This is a genomic window from Protofrankia sp. Cas3 (assembly GCF_963555955.1).
GTDB lineage: Bacteria > Actinomycetota > Actinomycetes > Frankiales > Frankiaceae > Protofrankia.
Genome location: NZ_CAUVXP010000019.1, coordinates 1 through 16,129 on the forward strand (window position 1 = coordinate 1; position 16,129 = coordinate 16,129).

Annotated in this window: 14 protein-coding genes and 1 pseudogene; 12 read left to right on the forward strand and 3 right to left on the reverse strand. The window is 69.7% G+C overall.

Features of this window, described 5'->3' with window-relative positions; all coding sequences use genetic code 11:
* Nucleotides 1-266: pseudogene (locus tag U9983_RS05805) on the reverse strand (hypothetical protein); the annotation flags it as partial.
* A 148-nt stretch (nucleotides 267-414) separates the two neighbouring features.
* Here U9983_RS05805 and crtI point away from each other — a divergent pair.
* The 12 genes from crtI (at nucleotide 415) to U9983_RS05865 (ending at nucleotide 14,141) form a co-directional block, all read left to right on the forward strand.
* The gene (crtI, locus tag U9983_RS05810) at nucleotides 415-1,926 is read left to right on the forward strand and encodes a phytoene desaturase family protein (protein WP_322753030.1); all 1,512 of its coding nucleotides are present in this window, start codon (nucleotides 415-417) and stop codon (nucleotides 1,924-1,926) included.
* Between the two features lie 169 nt (nucleotides 1,927-2,095).
* On the forward strand, nucleotides 2,096-3,289 hold the full coding sequence (locus tag U9983_RS05815) for a MoxR family ATPase (protein WP_322753031.1): 1,194 nt from the start codon (nucleotides 2,096-2,098) through the stop codon (nucleotides 3,287-3,289).
* A complete protein-coding gene (locus U9983_RS05820) occupies nucleotides 3,286-4,299 on the forward strand; it encodes a DUF58 domain-containing protein (protein WP_322748142.1) in 1,014 nt (337 codons plus the stop codon). The genes U9983_RS05815 and U9983_RS05820 overlap by 4 nt, the downstream gene beginning before the upstream one ends.
* Nucleotides 4,296-5,255 carry a VWA domain-containing protein gene (locus tag U9983_RS05825; protein ID WP_322753032.1) on the forward strand — a complete coding sequence of 320 codons (960 nt, stop codon included), beginning with the start codon at nucleotides 4,296-4,298 and terminating at the stop codon, nucleotides 5,253-5,255. The genes U9983_RS05820 and U9983_RS05825 overlap by 4 nt, the downstream gene beginning before the upstream one ends.
* Nucleotides 5,256-5,270: 15 nt before the next feature.
* On the forward strand, nucleotides 5,271-6,314 hold the full coding sequence (locus U9983_RS05830; RefSeq protein WP_322753033.1) for a phytoene/squalene synthase family protein: 1,044 nt from the start codon (nucleotides 5,271-5,273) through the stop codon (nucleotides 6,312-6,314).
* A gap of 108 nt (nucleotides 6,315-6,422) precedes the next feature.
* Entirely contained in the window at nucleotides 6,423-7,445 is a 1,023-nt protein-coding gene (locus tag U9983_RS05835; RefSeq protein ID WP_322753034.1) for a glycosyltransferase family 2 protein, read from the forward strand.
* Nucleotides 7,397-8,158, forward strand: coding sequence for an acyltransferase (locus U9983_RS05840; protein ID WP_322753035.1), 762 nt, complete (start codon nucleotides 7,397-7,399; stop codon nucleotides 8,156-8,158). Before U9983_RS05835 ends, U9983_RS05840 begins: the two co-directional genes overlap by 49 nt.
* On the forward strand, nucleotides 8,134-9,231 hold the full coding sequence (locus U9983_RS05845; RefSeq protein ID WP_322753036.1) for a glycosyltransferase family 2 protein: 1,098 nt from the start codon (nucleotides 8,134-8,136) through the stop codon (nucleotides 9,229-9,231). Before U9983_RS05840 ends, U9983_RS05845 begins: the two co-directional genes overlap by 25 nt.
* A gap of 245 nt (nucleotides 9,232-9,476) precedes the next feature.
* Complete coding sequence (locus tag U9983_RS05850) at nucleotides 9,477-9,707, forward strand: ribbon-helix-helix domain-containing protein (protein ID WP_322753037.1); 231 nt, start codon at nucleotides 9,477-9,479, stop codon at nucleotides 9,705-9,707.
* Nucleotides 9,694-10,041 carry a type II toxin-antitoxin system PemK/MazF family toxin gene (locus tag U9983_RS05855; protein WP_322753038.1) on the forward strand — a complete coding sequence of 116 codons (348 nt, stop codon included), beginning with the start codon at nucleotides 9,694-9,696 and terminating at the stop codon, nucleotides 10,039-10,041. Before U9983_RS05850 ends, U9983_RS05855 begins: the two co-directional genes overlap by 14 nt.
* Before the next feature lie 176 nt (nucleotides 10,042-10,217).
* Nucleotides 10,218-12,299 carry a serine/threonine-protein kinase gene (locus U9983_RS05860; protein WP_322753039.1) on the forward strand — a complete coding sequence of 694 codons (2,082 nt, stop codon included), beginning with the start codon at nucleotides 10,218-10,220 and terminating at the stop codon, nucleotides 12,297-12,299.
* A gap of 123 nt (nucleotides 12,300-12,422) precedes the next feature.
* Nucleotides 12,423-14,141, forward strand: coding sequence for an ATP-binding protein (locus tag U9983_RS05865; protein WP_322753040.1), 1,719 nt, complete (start codon nucleotides 12,423-12,425; stop codon nucleotides 14,139-14,141).
* 31 nt (nucleotides 14,142-14,172) lie between these two features.
* On the opposite strand, the gene U9983_RS05870 is transcribed toward U9983_RS05865, so the two are convergent.
* Nucleotides 14,173-15,249 (reverse strand): ABC transporter ATP-binding protein, encoded by a 1,077-nt coding sequence (locus tag U9983_RS05870; RefSeq protein ID WP_322753041.1) that lies wholly within the window; start codon nucleotides 15,247-15,249, stop codon nucleotides 14,173-14,175.
* Nucleotides 15,246-16,025 (reverse strand): ABC transporter permease, encoded by a 780-nt coding sequence (locus U9983_RS05875; RefSeq protein ID WP_416211289.1) that lies wholly within the window; start codon nucleotides 16,023-16,025, stop codon nucleotides 15,246-15,248. The genes U9983_RS05870 and U9983_RS05875 overlap by 4 nt, the downstream gene beginning before the upstream one ends.
* Between the last annotated feature and the right edge of the window lie 104 nt (nucleotides 16,026-16,129).

Genomic DNA, 16,129 nt, shown 5'->3' on the forward strand with positions numbered 1-16,129 from the left:
CGGCCGTCGATGCGCAGCAGGTCGCCGCTGCGCGCCAGCGCCGGGCGGGTCCGCCCGACACGTCGGCGCACGGTCATCTCCAGGCGGGCGTCGACCCGGTCGGTCTCGGCGATCTCCACTCGGCCGGCGGCCAGTCGAACCTCGACGGCGCCGACCCCCGCCACCGTCTGCCCGATCTCCGCCGGCGGCCGGTACAGCAGCGCGATGCCGCCGGCTGCCGCGCACAACAGGATGACGGCCGCTCCGACCACGACCACGGTTGTCATCCGTTCCCCGTTCTGTGAGCAACTGATTCGTTGAGCAACTGATTCTCCGAGCGACTGATTCGTCGAGCGACCTGCTCGTCAAGCGACTGGTTCTGTCAGCGAATGCGATCCACACATTCTCGCTGGTGGCGATCCCCTGAGGAGCAGGATGCGTACGGTCATCGGCCCGACCGACAGGATTGTGATCGTGGGGGCGGGCCTGGGCGGACTGTCCGCCGCCCTGCGGCTGGCCGGCGCCGGCCGGCAGGTCACCGTGGTCGAACGCGAGGACGTCCCCGGTGGGCGGACCGGGCAGCTGCGCATGAGCGGCTACCGGTTCGACACCGGGCCGACCGTCCTGACCATGCCGGACCTGATCGCGGACGCCTTCGACTGCGTCGGGGAGAACCTTGACGACTGGCTGCAGCTGCGCCCGGTCGACCCGCTGTACCGGGCGCGCTACCCCGACGGATCCACACTCGACATCCACGCCGACCCGGACGCGACCGCCGATGAGATCGCCCGCGTGTGCGGGCCGGGCGAAGCCGCCGGTTACCGCCGGTTCGTCGCATTCGTATCACAGCTGTACCGGGCGCAGATGCGCGACTTCATCGACAACTCGATCGACTCACCGCTGGACCTGGTGCGGCCGTCCCTGGCCCGTCTGGTCGCCCTGGGTGCCTTCCGCCGCCTCGATGCGGTGGTGGCCCGGTACCTGCACGACGAGCGCACCCGCCGGGTCTTCTCGTTCCAGGCGATGTACGCAGGCCTGTCCCCCCACGACGCGCTCGCCGTGTACGCGGTGATCGCCTACATGGACTCGGTAGCCGGGGTGTACTTCCCGGTCGGAGGAATGCACGCCGTTCCGGTGGCGATGGCGCTGGCCGCCGCCAAACACGGAGTGACGTTTCGCTACGGCACCACCGTGACACGGGTGGAGACCCGCGGTCGGCGGGCGATCGCGGTCCACACGGCGACCGGTGAACGCATCGCCGCGGACGTGGTGGTGCTCAACCCCGATCTTCCGACCGCCTACCGGGAACTGCTGCCCACCTCCGTCACGCCGCGGCGGGTCCGCGACCTGCGCTATTCACCGTCATGCTTCCTGCTGCTCGCCGGATCGAGCGCCGGCTTCGGCGACCAGGCCCATCACACGATCCACTTCGGACGGGCCTGGCAGCGCACCTTCGATGAGATCATCAAGCGGGGTGAGCTGATGAGCGACCCGTCGTTCCTGGTCACCACGCCGACGATCGGCGACCCGTCGCTGGCCCCGGCCGACCGACACAGCTACTACGTGCTGTTCCCGACGCCGAACCTGACCGCGCCGCTGGACTGGTCGGTGCTCGCCCGACGCTACCGCGACGAGGTGGTGGAGACCCTTGAACGGCGGGGGTACGCCGGCTTCGGTGCCGCGATCGAGGTCGAGCACACGATCACACCCGCGGACTGGCGGGCCCGGGGAATGGCCGCCGGTACCCCGTTCGCCGCCGCCCACACCGTCGGTCAGACCGGTCCGTTCCGCCCGTCGAACCTGGCCCCGGGTCTGGACAACGTGGTGTTCACCGGCAGCGGTACCCAGCCCGGCGTCGGCGTGCCGATGGTGCTGATCTCGGGACGACTGGCCGCCGAGCGGGTACTCGGCCGGGACCGGGCCTACCGCTCCCGGGCACTTCGCTGAGCACAAACCCGAATGGACCGCAAACCGAATTGATCGCCAACCCACGCTGACCGCCAGTCCGATTACCGTGAAGCGAGAAATCCTAGATTTCCCTTAAGTCATTGTTCGAACTGGCTGACCACCCTCGTTTCAGGTCTCGATTCCCGGCATCCGCTGCGAGACTGAGGCCATGGACGAACGGCAGGCTCCAGCGACCGCGCCCACCGCGGACGGCCCCAGTCCCGTCCCATCCGACTCCGACCAGGGCGGGAAGAGCCTGGCCGACCCGGACACGATCACCGATGCCGATCATCTTGAGCGCGCCCTCTTCGAGGTCAAGAAAGTGATCGTCGGCCAGGATCACATGATCGAGCGCATGCTGGTGGCCCTGCTCGCCCGCGGGCACTGTCTGCTGGAGGGCGTACCCGGAGTGGCCAAGACCCTGGCCGTCCAGACACTGGCGACGGTGGTCGGCGGAACGTTCGCGCGTATCCAGTTCACCAGCGATCTGGTCGTGTCCGACATCATCGGTACGCGGGTGTACCGCCAGACCCGGGAAACCTTCGACGTCGAGCTGGGCCCCGTCTTCGCGAACTTCGTCCTCGCCGACGAGATCAACCGGGCACCCGCGAAGGTGCAGTCGGCACTGCTGGAGGTCATGTCCGAGCAGCAGGTCTCCCTCGGCGGCGTCACCCATCGGCTGCCCGCGCCGTTCCTGGTGCTGGCCACGCAGAACCCGATCGAGTCCGAAGGCGTGTACCCGCTTCCGGAGGCGCAGCGCGACCGCTTCCTGATGAAGATCAACGTACCGTATCCAAGCGGCGTCGAGGAGCTCGAAATCGTCCGACGCATGGGCGTGGCGCCGCCGGCGGCCGAGCGTGTGCTGGACCCGTGGACCCTGATGAAGCTGCAGAAACACGCCACGGAGGTGTTCGTCCACCACGCGATCGCCGACTACGCCGTGCGGATGGTGCTGGCGACCCGCTCGCCCGCCGAGTTCGGGATGCCCGAGCTTGCCGGCCACCTGGCCTACGGCGCGTCGCCGCGCGCCTCGCTCGGTCTCGTCGCGGCCGCACGGGCACTGGCGCTGCTGCGCGGGCGAGACTACGTCGTACCCGATGACGTCGCCGCGGTGGCTCTCGACATACTGCCGCACCGGCTGGTCCTGTCCTATGAGGCTCTCGCGGAAGGCTTGTCCGCGGACGCCATCGCCGGACGCGTCCTGGCCGCCACCACACCTCCGCAGGTCGCTCCGCGCCAGCATGGCTACGCCGGGCGCTGGACCACGAACCCGCATGGCTTTCCCGAGTACCACGCCGAGTACCAGACCGGGCAGCAGGCCAGATACCAGGCCGAACACCACGGCCGGAGGACCACCGCGTGAGCGCCGTGGGGCCCTCCCCCGGGTCGGGAACCGGCAAGCAGCTCGCCGCGGATCCCGCGATCGAGCGCACCCTGCGGCGTCTCGAGCTGACCGTCACCCGGCGTCTGGACGGGCTGCTGCTCGGTGACCATCTGGGCCTGGTACCCGGGTCCGGTACGGAAAAAGCCGAAAGCCGCACCTACCACGTCGGCGACGACGTCCGGCGGATGGACTGGGCGGTCACGGCCCGTACCACCATCCCGCACGTCCATGACCTCATAGCCGACCGTGAGCTGGAGACCTGGGCGCTCGTCGACCTCACGGCCAGCCTGGAATTCGGCACCGCGGCTTGTGAAAAGCGCGACCTCGCGATCGCCGCGGTCGCCGCGGTCGGCTACCTGACCGCACGCAGCGGCAACCGCCTGGGAGCGTATGTGCTCTCCGGCTCCGGCCCACGGGTGCTACCCGCCCGTACCGGTCGCGACGGCCTGCGGGCCCTGCTGCGGACCCTGTTGGCGACGCCGCGCACCGCGCTGGACCGCCCGGCCCGATCTCCTGACCTCTGCGCGACCACCGACCTCGCGGTGGCCGTGAACGGGCTGCGCCATCCACCCCGACGTCGCGGCCTGGCTGTGGTGATCTCGGATTTCCTGTCGACGGACATGTCGTGGGAACGGCCGCTGCGCGCGCTCGCCGGGCGCCACCAGGTACTCGCCATCGAGATCATCGACCCACGCGAGCTGGAACTCCCGCAGGTGGGGCTGCTCACCGTCATGGACCCCGAGACCGGCGCGATGCTGGACGTGCCCACCTCGTCCCGCCGCCTGCGCGAGTCCTACGCCCGCGCGGCCGCGACACACCGCCGCGAGGTGGCCGCGGCGCTGCGCCGGGCCGGTGCCGCCCACCTGGTGCTGCGGACCGACACCGACTGGCTCGCCGACATTGTCCGCTTCGTCCTGACCACCCGTCGAAGCCGCGGCGCGGGCAGGCGCCCGCGGGTCACCTCCCAACCGGCCGGGACGCCGCGATGAGCTTCCTCGCCGGCTACTGGCTGTGGCTGCTGCTGGTGGTCGCCACCCTGGCAGTGGCCTACGTCCTGCTGTCGATGCGCCGGGGTGTCTATGCGGCCCGGTTCGCCTCGGCGGGACTGCTCGCGTCCGTGCTGCCGCGGCGCCCACAGTGGTGGCGCCGCCATGTGCCGGCTGTTGTCCTGCTGCTCACGCTGGCCACCATGGTGTTCGCCCTCGCCCGCCCGGCGCGCACGGAACGGATACCCCGCGAACGCGCGACCATCATGCTGGCGATCGACGTCTCGAACTCGATGGCGGCCATCGACATCACCCCCAACCGGCTCGAGTCGGCCAAACAGGGCGCCGAGTCGTTCGTGGATCAACTGCCACCACGGATCAACCTGGGCCTGGTGTCGTTCGCGGGCTCCGCGGCTGTTCTCGTCCCGCCGACCACCGACCGCGAAGCGGTCCGCGCCAGCATCCGCGGCCTGCAGCTGGGTCCGTCCACGGCGATCGGTGAGGGCATCTTCGCCTGTCTGCAGGCCATCAGCACGCTCGGCGACCAGGTCACCGCAGACGGCCAGCCGCCGCCGCCGGCGGCCATCGTGCTGCTCTCCGACGGTGAAACCCAGCGGGGACGCCCGAATGCCGAGGCCAGCGATGCCGCGCTCGGCGCCCGGATACCGGTGGACACGATCGCCTACGGCACCCCGGACGGCACCCTCGACGTCGGCGGCCAGCAGGTTCCCGTCCCGGTCAACGAGGCGGCGCTGCGCGAGATCGCCCAGACGACCGGCGGGTCCTACCACCGGGCCGCCTCCGGCGACGAACTGCGGTCGGTGTATCAAGGGCTCGGCAGCTCGATCGGATATCGTACCGAGTTCCATGAGATCACCATGTGGTTCGTAGGATTGTCGCTGTGCCTCGGCCTGACCGCCGCGGCGCTGTCGCTGGCCTTCTCATCCCGACTCCCCTGACCCGAAAGCAGCACTGTGCGCGCGCGCGAGCTGACCGCCGCCGGTATTACCACACCGGAGTTGAGGCGCTCCTACCTGGAATGCCGCCGGCTCAACGCCGCCCATGGCCGCACGTATTTTCTGGCGACCCTGTTGCTGCCCGCCTGGAAACGGCCCTATGTCCATGCGCTCTACGGGTTCGCGCGCTACGCGGACGAGATCGTCGATGATCTCGACTCCACGCTCCCCGACCGGGAACGGGCGGCCTGGCTGCACGGTTGGAGTGCGGAATTTCTCGCCCAGGCGCGCTCGGGCCTGCGCGCGGCACCGCGGGACGGAAAGGCCCCCGGGGGCGGGGGCACCGGGGGCGGGGGCACCGGGGGCGGGGGCACTGCCGCGGCATCGGTGCTACCGGCGGTCATCGACACGATCGGGCGGTGGGGCATCCCGCTTGAGTACTTCAGGGCGTTCCTGCAATCCATGGCGATGGACCTCACCGTCACCTCCTACGCGACCTGGGAGGATCTGATGGCCTACGTCCACGGATCGGCGGTGGTGATCGGCCTGCAGATGGTGCACGTCCTGGAGGCCGCCGGTCCCGCCGCCCTGCCCTACGCACGCGATCTGGGCGCGGCGTTCCAGCTCGCGAACTTCATCCGGGATGTCGGGGAGGACCTGCTCCGGGGCCGTGTCTACCTGCCGCGGGAGTCGCTGGACCTGTTCGGCGTGACCCCGCAGCACCTGCGCGCCGGTGTGGTGGACGGCCCGGTCCGCCGGCTGCTCGCGTTCGAGATCACCCGCGCCCGGGAGCTCTTCCGCGCTGCCAGGCCCGGCATCCGACTGCTGCACCCGACATCGCGCGATTGTGTCGGGACCGCGTTCCGGCTCTACAGCGGCATTCTGGACGAGGTGGAACGCGCCGATTACCAGGTGCTGGACAGGAGGGTCAGCGTCGGGCTCGCCCGACGCGTCGCTGTCGCAGGCCCGGGAATCGTCCGCGCCGCCCATATCCGCCGGATCCACGCCGACCCGGGCGTACGTCCGCCGGGTGACGCCCCCTACTATCGGCCGGGGTTTTGACGAGTCATATCCGTCAGGGGGGAGTGACCCGATGCCTCGGGTTCTGCTGGGTCCTGCACACAGCCAGGTCCGGCCCGGCCAGGTAACGTCAAGTGTCCAGATGGCCACATGCTGACACGCGACGGCGATCCGGCGACCGGGGATGGCGTAGCCGCCAACGACACCGACACCGACACCGCTGCCGCTGCTGCCGCCGCTGCCGCTGCTGCCGCTGCTGCCGCCGCTGCCGCTGCTGCCGCTGCTGCCGCTGCTGCCGCCGACGACGGTCCGGGCGCGGCACCGGTCAGCGTGGTGATACCGGCGCACAACGAGCAGGCGGTCATCGACCGTTGCCTGCGGGCACTGCGCATCGGAGCGCCCGCAGGCGCCCTGGACATCGTCGTGGTGTGCAACGGATGCACCGACCGCACGGCGGAGCTCGCCCGGGCTGCCGGGGCGCGGGTGGTGGAGACACCGCGTCCAGGCAAAGCCGGGGCGCTCAATCTCGGCGACGCGGCGGTGACGTCGTTCCCCCGCTTCTACGTGGACGCCGACGTGGTCGTGCGCGGTGACGTCCTGCTCAAGACGGCGGATCTGCTGCGCACGGACGCCGCGATGGCGGCGGCGCCCCGGCTGGCCGTCGACCTGACCGGGGTCAGCTGGCCGGTGCGCAGCTTCTACCGACTGTGGATGCGCCAACCGTTCGTCGGCGACGGCCATGTCGGCTCCGGGGTGGTCGGCCTCAACGAAGCAGGGCGGGGACGGTTCGAGCACTTCCCCGAGATCATCGCCGACGATCTCTTCCTTTACACCCTGTTCAGCGCCGACGAGCGCCGGGCCGCCCGCCCCGGGGTGGAGTTCACCATCTTTCCGGCCCGGACTGTCCGCGCCCACCTGCACCGACTCGTCCGCGTCTATGCCGGCAACCTCCAGCTCGGCCAGACGGAGGCGAAGCCCGACACCAGCGTCAACGGCCGCAGCGGCTGGGCCCGGGTGGTACGAGAAGATCCACGCAGAGCCGTCGACATACCCTGCTATGTCGGCATGGTGGTGCTGGCCCAGCTACTGGCTCACCGCAAGCTACGTCGGGGGGACGTGAAAACATGGGAACGCGACAACACCAGCCGGACCACCAGCGCGGGCGCAGCCTGAGCAGCGCGTTACGGGCGGCACGCTCGCTACTCGACCCGCTGGGCTATGCCCACCTCCTGCGGGTCGCGCACTTCTACGGCTACTCGCACGTGCGGCCGCGCCGCCTGCTGACCATGGGGCCCGGGGTGCGCCTGGCACCCAACGTCTCCATTCGCAACGGGGAGCGCATCACCATCGGCGCCGGTGCCGAGATCGGCGAACGCTGCTACCTGTGGGCCGGTGACTCGGCCGGCCGTATCGACATCGGCGAACACGCGCTGTTCGCCCCCGAGGTCTTCGTCACCGCGTCCAACTACCGGACGCCGCCCGGTGTGCCCGTCATGCACCAGGACAAGGACGAACGCGACATCCGTATCGGCGCGAACGTCTGGCTGGGCGCCCGGGTGGTCGTCGTCGCGGGTGTCACCATCGGCGACGGATGCATCGTCGGCGCCAACTCGGTGGTGACCAGGTCGCTGCCGCCGGATGCCATCGCGGTCGGCGCACCCGCTCGGGTGGTCGGCCACCGCGGCGACGCGAGCACCGCAACACCGCCCGTTGACAAGCAGACCGTTGACGAGCAGGCCGTTGACGAACCGGGCTCAGGCAAACCAGTCGGAGACGGGCCGGCTGAGAACAAACCGACCGCAGACACGGCGACCGCAGACCCGGCGACCGGCGCTCCCAGCGACAACGGACGGGGGACAGCATGGCCGTCGACGTCTCTGTCCTGATCATCTCCTACAACACCCGTGAACTCACCACCGCCTGCCTGGACTCGCTAGTCCCCGGAGCGCTACAGGGCCAAAGGGCGTGCGACGATCGTCAGATCGCCCGCCCGCAGGCCGCAGGTCCCGCAGCGCTACAGGCTGCGCCGGACACCGTGAGCACCGAGGTGGTCGTCGTCGACAACGCCTCCAGCGATGACACCGTCGCTGTGCTCAAGGAGCGCTACCCGTGGGTGCGGCTGATCGAGCAGCCGACCAACCTCGGCTTCGCCCGTGCGGTCAACATCGCGGCGAGCGCCGCCACCGGCCGCTACGTGCTGCTCCTCAACTCCGACACGGTGGTCATCGACGACGCGGTGGGCCGCCTCGTCGCCTTCGCCGAGCAGTATCCCCACCACGGGGTGTACGGCGGACGCACGCTGGCGCCCGATCGGACTCTCGACCCCAGCTCGTGCTGGGGTGCGCCCACGCTGTGGAGCCACCTGTGCTTCGGTCTCGGCCTGACCACCGCGCTGCGCGGCTCGCGCCTGTTCGACCCCGAGGCGCTCGGCGGGTGGCAGCGCGACAACGTCGCATCGGTCGGGGTGGTCACCGGCTGCCTGCTGTTGGTACGTCGGGACCTGTTCGCCCAGCTCGGCGGGCTCGACCCGCGGTACTTCATGTACGGCGAGGACGTCGACTTCTCGGTGCGGGCCCGGGCCGCCGGCTACGACCCGGTGATCACTCCGACGGCAACCGTGATCCACCACAGCGGCGCGTCCTCGTCCCACCATGCCAACAAGACGATCCTCACGCTGACCGGCAAGACCACGCTCGCCCGGACACACCGGACCGGCTGGGCGCGCACCTTCTGCCTCGCGATGCTCGCGCTGGGTGTGGTCCTGCGGGCCGGTCTCGCCATGGCCGCCGCCCGCGCCGGCCGCGGCACAGGCGGAAACCAGGGCAGCTGGCGGACGGTCTGGGCGGCGCGGTCACGCTGGTGGCCCGGCTACCCGCCCTACCCGGTCGACGCCCCGGGGCACCTGAGCACCGCACGCTCCCCTGCCGACGTCCCGGATACCGCTGTCTCCGGTCGGTAACCGCCCATCCAGGCTGTAATCCGGCCATCCAGGCTGTGATCGGCGCGAGTTTGTCGCTATGTACGCTCGGGAGCCGAAAAAGCGTACCCAACGACAAACTAACGTCGATCATGTCGCCCGGAAGCCCCCACCGATCGCGCGCCATCCATCGTCGTGTCACGTATGGTGACACGACGGATGCAAGAGCCCCCCAGGAGCGGGCAGGCGGTAGGCATGGCGGTAGGACGACAGGTAGCATCAGGGGTATGAAAATTAGCATCAGTCTGCCGGACGACGATGTGAGTTTCATCGACGAATTCGGTGCCCAGAGCAGCAACTCGTCGAGGTCCGCGGTCATCCACCAGGCTGTCGGGCTTCTGCGCGCGGCCAGCATCGAGACCGCCTACACCGAAGCCTGGGACGAGTGGGCCGCCACCAAGGACGCCGAACTCTGGGACGCCATTGCGGCTGACGAACTCGCCGATGCGTCGCGGTGACATCTACTGGGTCGATCTGGAACCGGTCCGAGGATCGGAGGCAAACAAGACCCGACCCGCGGTCATCGTCAGCAACGACGCCGCCAACCGTGCGGCAGGACGTGCCGGCCGCGGTGTGGTCACCGTCGTACCCATCACGTCCAGCACCGACCGCGTGTTTCCCTTCCAGGTTCTACTGAAGGCCTCCGACTGCGGCCTCACCGCTGACTCGAAGGCCCAGGCCGAGCAGGTACGAGCCGTGGCCGCGGATCGGATCGGCAACCGGATCGCAGAAGTCCCGCCCGCGACGATGGCCGCGCTGGACAACGCCCTGCGGCTGCACCTCGCGCTCTGACGCGATCGCCTGCCTTCACGTCCGCTCGCGCTCAACCCTCGCTCCCGCCGGCGGGCCGGAACCTACCTTCGGGATCGCCGATAGCGGGCAATGGTTAGGATCGCCACAGTGCACCGGGGGGATGATGAGAAAGTATGCGCCGTTAGGCGTCCCAGACACCGCGCGGCCATCGAAACATGACTGTTGACCAGGCGCGGGTGGCGGCCGCGTTACCCGACTACACACTGGGCGCAGAGCGGGCCAGGGGCGCCTTCGGGCAGGTGTTGACTGGCAGGCACCGCAACCTGAACCGCAATGATGCGATCAAGGTGCTGGCCGCGAAGCATGACCAGGATGCGACCGGCTTCGCCACCGAAGCGCGGCTGCTCGCAGCCCTGAACCATCCCCACATCGTCCAAGTCCATAATTACGCTGCAACCGACGACCTGCATCTGATCGTCATGGAACTGCTGGCCGGGGGGACGCTAACCCACCGCCAGGCAGGCATGTCGCCGGAAGCCGCCTGCGCGGTCGGCCTGGCAGTTGCCGCGGCGCTGTCCTTCGCGCACGACAAAGACGTGCTCCACTGCGACATCAAGCCGGACAACATCCTGTTCGACACCGCCGGCCTGCTCAAAGTCACCGACTTCGGCATCGCGAGGCTCTTCACCGGGAACAGGCCTACCCTGATGGCTGGCACCCCGACCTACATGGCCCCCGAACAGGTCGCCGGCGGCCAGCTGAGCCCGGCCACCGATCTGTACGCGCTCGGGAGCGTCCTGTGCCAGCTGCTCACCGGCGCGTCGCCACCCGCCCGGCGCCACATTGACAGCCTCCCACCCGCGCTGGCTGAGGTGATCCAGCAGGCGCTGGACCGCGACCCGGCCCACCGCCCGCAGTCCGCGCGCACCTTTGCACTCGCTCTGGCTGGTGCCGCCGCCACCGCCTACGGTCCGGACTGGATCACCCAGTCGGGGATCCGCCTGTACGTCGACAACGACATCCGCGCCGCCGCCGGCCAGCCGACCCCGACCCCTGACTCCGACGTCGCCTCCACGTCCGATCCGAAAGACATACCTTCCGATACTCCGCCGGATGTCGCACCGCAGCGGGACTTGCGCGGTGTGCCCGGCCGTGTGCTTTCCTGGCTGCGACGGCGGCGCTGGCGCGTCGCCGCAGGAGTGCTGCTGGTCGCGCTCGCCGGCACCATCGCGGCCTTCATCTTCGTGCACCCGCCCCCGCACCCGCCCCCGCCCACCACCCCTCCCGCGTCGCAGACGCCGGCCATCCCCGGCCCGCTGGCCAAGCCGCTGACCGGCCACACCGGCTGGGTGTCGTCGGTGGCGTTCGCCCGGCACGGCAGCACGCTGACGCTGGCCACCGCTGGCGCGGACCGGACAATACGGCTGTGGGACGTCACCGACCCGGCCACACCCCGGCTGCTCGGCGTGCCACTGACCGGGCCACTTGGCGGCCACACCGACGCCGTGACCTCAGTGGCGTTCGCCCCGGACGGCAACACCCTGGCCAGCGCCGGCTGGGACCGCACGATACGGCTGTGGGACGTCACCGACCCGGCCACACCCCGGCTGCTCGGCGTGCCACTGACCGGGCCACTTGGCGGCCACACCGGCGCCGTGTTCGCGCTGGCGTTCGCCCCGGACGGCCACACCCTGGCCAGCGCCGGCGCGGACAGGACGGTGCGACTGTGGGACGTCACCGACCGGAACGCGCCCCGCCCGCGGAGCGAACCGCTGAAAGGCCACACCGACTGGGTGACCTCGGTGGCCTTCGCCCGGGAGAGGAACATCCTGGCCAGCGCCAGCTACGACGGCACCGTGCGGCTGTGGGATGTCACCGACCCGGCCGCCCCCCGCCCGCTGCGCGAAGAACCGCTGACCAGCCACACCGGCGCCGTGTTCGCGCTGGCGTTCGCCCCGAACGGCCACACCCTGGCCAGCGCCGGCGCAGACGGGATGGTCCGGCTGTGGGACGTCACCGACCTGAAGGACCCCCACCAGCTGAGCGAACCGCTGACCGGCCACACCGACTGGGTGACCTCAGTGGCCTTCGCCCCGGACGGCCACACCGTCGCTGCTGGCAGCAAGGACCAGACGATCCAGCTGTGGGACGTGACTGACCCAAGCGCACCCCGCACACTGGGCGGGCCGCTGACCGGCCACACCGACTGGGTGACCTCAGTGGCGTTCGCCCCGGACAGCAAGACCCTGGCCAGCGGCGGCGTCGACAAGACAGTGCGGCTCTGGCAGGCGCGCTAACTCCCACCAAAGCGGACCGGGATCCGGACTCCCGCCAATCGTCATGCATCCCTGCCAGACTTGCATCCTGATGGAGTCCTGATGCATCCTGATGGAGTCCTGATGCATCCTGATGGAGTCCTGATGGACCGTAACGCGGTCAGCCAGATCATAGATGATCTTATTCGACTCGGTCGCGACAGCTACCGGATCGAGGTGAAGCGGGCGCGGGGCGGCATGCCGACGTCGCTCCACGAGACACTCAGCGCCTTCTCCAACGCCGACGGCGGCACGATCCTGCTGGGCATAGATGAGAAGGCGGGATTCGCCATCGTCGGCCTAGCCGAACCGGAACTCATTCTCAACCGTTTCGTCACGCTCTGCCGATCCATGGATCCGCCAATCGCCGCCGCTGTTGATCTCATCGACATCGACGGCATAAAGATCCTCGCGGCACAGGTGCCGTCCCTCCCCAGGGAACGGCGGCCGTGCCACCTCGCTGGCCGTGCGCCATGGGAGACGTCATTCGTCCGGATGGCGGACGGAGACCGCAAACTCTCGGCCTACGAAGTTCAACTCCTTCTGGAAAACCGTGCCGCGGTGAAGCATGACGCGACCGTCGTCTTCGACGCGACGATCGACGACCTTGATCTGGAACGAACGAAAGCCTTCCTCGTTCGTGTACGAGAACAACGGCCCATACTTTCGCAACGCTCCGACCACGAGATCTTACGACTGTTGAACGTACTACGGGAGACCGACGACGGCCCCCGGCCGACCATGGCCGGACTGCTCACGTTGGGGGTTTTCCCACAGCAGTATCACCCCCAGCTCGACGTTACCGTCGCGGTTTTTCCGACACCAGATCCCGCCGTGCCGGGGCCGCGCGGGGAACGCTTTCTGGACAACCGTTCCATCGACGGTCCCATACCGGTCCTCGTCCGCGACACGATCGCAATGCTGAAACGTCACATGAAACAACGCAGCATCATCTCCGGTCTCTTCCGTGTCGACGAATGGGAATATCCGGAGGAAGTACTCCGGGAAGCAATCGTCAACGCCATCGTGCATCGCGACTATTCACCGGCGGCGCAAGGAGCCCAGGTCCAGATCGAGCTGTACCCGGACCGCCTTCTCATCCGCAATCCGGGCGGACTCTACGGGCCGCTGCACGTCAGGGATCTCGGCCTCGGTACCGTCCCAGCCTCGTCACGCAACCCCGTCCTGCTCAAACTCCTGGAGGACACCCCGCTCGAAGCCGGCCGTACCGTGTGCGAGAACCGCGGGACAGGAATCGCCCGAATACGCACGTCGCTGACGGAGGCCGGCATGGAGCCGCCGACCTTCGACGACCGGATCGCGACATTCAGCGTCACCTTCCCGAATCACACCCTGCTGGACGAGGAAACACTGCAATGGCTGTCGTCTCTTGACGTCTCCGGACTGAACCGCGCCCAGTTCAGCGCGCTGGCGCTCGCCCGACGGGGTGAGACCCTTACAAACGTCAACTACCGGACCGCCACCGGCGTCTCGGACTCAAGGACGGCGACCGCGCATCTTCAGGAACTACGCGGGCGCGGCCTGCTCGTCCAGGAAGGCAACCGCGGCCAGGCCGTCTACCGGCTCGGGCCGGGTACCGTGCGCACCCCAGACGTCGACTCCGGCTCTTCCTACTATGAACAGGTGTACGCCGCGTTGTCGACCACACCGATGACCCGGCGCGAAATCGCCGAACGAACCGGCCTCACCGAGCCTCAGGTTCGTGCGGCCCTCGCCCGACTGCAGCGGAACGGGGCGATAGAACTGGTGGGTCCGCCCCGCTCCCGCCACGCACGCTGGCGTCGGATCGAGCACGAACAGTAGTCACCGCACCCACAAGATCCGGAACAGCCGGTTACTCCTGGAGTTGAGGGTAGGTTTCGACGTCGGTTGCCTTGAACGACGCCCACACGCTCACGCCCGGTTCCAGGCGCAGCTCGGCGAGGGCGGCCGGGGTGACGTCTGCGAGCAGCGGAGGGATCGTGTCGAGCGCCACCCGGGCCCGGTCACCCAGCAGTTCCAGCCCGGCGATCCGGCCGGCGAGGGTGTTTCGGGCGCTGCCGTGCGGCTCCTCGATCCCGAGGACGACGGCGGAGGGCCGCAACGCGGCCAGCACCGGCCCGCCGATCGCGGTGTCCGCGATGGTCAGGACACCACCGCCGGCCAACCGCACCCGGCCGGCGTCGGCCTGCCCCCGGTAGAGGTTCAGCCCGACGAGCCTGGCCACGTAGTCGGTCCGGGGCCGGCGTGCGACCTCGGCCGGCGGCCCCTGCTGTACCACCCGACCCGCTTCGATGATCACAATCTCGTCGGCGAGCACCATCGCCTCGATCGGATCGTGGGTCACCAGCACCGACGGGCCCGCGAAACCGGTGAGGTGCCTGCGAAGATCCGCCCGGACGGCCAGCCGGGTGGACGCGTCCAGGGCGGCGAGAGGCTCGTCCAGCAGCAACAGGCGCGGCCCGCCCGCGAGTGCCCGGGCCAACGCCACCCGCTGGGCCTGCCCGCCCGAGAGCGCACCGGGGCGGCGGTCGGCGAACTCGGCCAGGCCGAACGTCGCCAGCCACTGCCCGGCGGCGGCGCGGGCCGCGGCCCGGGACATCCCCCGGGCACGCGGACCGAAGGCGACGTTGTCCCGGGCGGTCAGGTGCGGGAACAGCAGATAGTCCTGAAAGACCATCCCGACCGCGCGCCGCTGCGCCGGGACGAAGATCCCGACAGCCGGGTCGTCCACGACCTCGTCGCCGAGGCTGACACGTCCCCCGTCGATCGGCAGCAGGCCCGCGAGCACCCGTAGCAGCGTCGTCTTGCCCGACCCGTTCGGGCCGAGAACGGCCACCGTCCTCCCGCCCGCTGCGGTCAGTGCAACCTCAAGGGTGAAACCGTTCGTACGCTCCACCCGCACCCGGGCCTGCAGGGCAGCCTCGCTCACAGTGCATTACCCGGCCGCAGCCAGCGCTCCCGCAACAGCAGCAGAACGCCCACGGCCACCGCGAGCAGAACGAGGGACAGGGCGATCGCCGCATCCGGGTCGGTCTCCAGCGCGAGATAGACCGCGAGCGGCATGGTCTGGGTCGTCCCCGGATAGTTACCGGCGAACGTGATCGTCGCGCCGAACTCGCCGAGAGCGCGCGCCCAGCACAGCACCGCGCCCGCACCGAGCGACGGCGCGATCATCGGGAGGGTGACCCGGTGGAAGGTCACCCACCGACTCGCGCCGAGGGTGGCGGAGGCGTCCTCGAAGCGGCGGTCGGTCGATCGCAACGCCCCCTCCACCGTCACGATCAGAAACGGCATCGCCACGAACGCCTCCGCCATCACCACACCAGCGGTGGTGAACGGCAGGGTGATGCCGAACCAGGCGTCCAGATGGCGGCCGACGATCCCGCGCCGGCCGAACGCAAGCAGCAACGCCACCCCACCGACCACCGGCGGCAGCACCAACGGCACCGTCACCACCGCACGCAGCAGGCCCCGGCCGGGAAAGGTCGCGCGGGCCAGCAGCCAGGCCAGCGGCACGCCGACCAGCAACGACAGCACGGTCGCGATCGTCGAGGTGATCAACGACAGTCGCAACGCCTCCCCCACCGCCGGGGTGACCAGCAGCGCGGGCAGGCTGCGCCACGGTGCCCGCAGGAGGAGGCCGGCCAGCGGCAGCAGCAGGAACCCGATCGCGACAGCGCCGGCGACCGCCAACGGAACCGGCACCCGGCCGCCGCCCCCGGACCGCTCACCCTGCCGGACGCGGACGCGGACGCGGACGCGGGTGTGGACGTGGACGGGGGAGCCCGAACGCCGTCGGTCCGCACGAC

Coding starts and splice junctions, on each gene's coding strand:
- U9983_RS05835 (WP_322753034.1), top strand. CDS start 6,423: ATGCTGACACGCGACGGCGATCCGGCGACCGGGGATGGCGTAGCCGCC.
- U9983_RS05850 (WP_322753037.1), top strand. CDS start 9,477: ATGAAAATTAGCATCAGTCTGCCGGACGACGATGTGAGTTTCATCGAC.
- U9983_RS05855 (WP_322753038.1), top strand. CDS start 9,694: ATGCGTCGCGGTGACATCTACTGGGTCGATCTGGAACCGGTCCGAGGA.
- U9983_RS05840 (WP_322753035.1), top strand. CDS start 7,397: ATGGGAACGCGACAACACCAGCCGGACCACCAGCGCGGGCGCAGCCTG.
- U9983_RS05815 (WP_322753031.1), top strand. CDS start 2,096: ATGGACGAACGGCAGGCTCCAGCGACCGCGCCCACCGCGGACGGCCCC.
- U9983_RS05845 (WP_322753036.1), top strand. CDS start 8,134: ATGGCCGTCGACGTCTCTGTCCTGATCATCTCCTACAACACCCGTGAA.
- U9983_RS05860 (WP_322753039.1), top strand. CDS start 10,218: ATGACTGTTGACCAGGCGCGGGTGGCGGCCGCGTTACCCGACTACACA.
- U9983_RS05865 (WP_322753040.1), top strand. CDS start 12,423: ATGGACCGTAACGCGGTCAGCCAGATCATAGATGATCTTATTCGACTC.
- U9983_RS05825 (WP_322753032.1), top strand. CDS start 4,296: ATGAGCTTCCTCGCCGGCTACTGGCTGTGGCTGCTGCTGGTGGTCGCC.
- crtI (WP_322753030.1), top strand. CDS start 415: ATGCGTACGGTCATCGGCCCGACCGACAGGATTGTGATCGTGGGGGCG.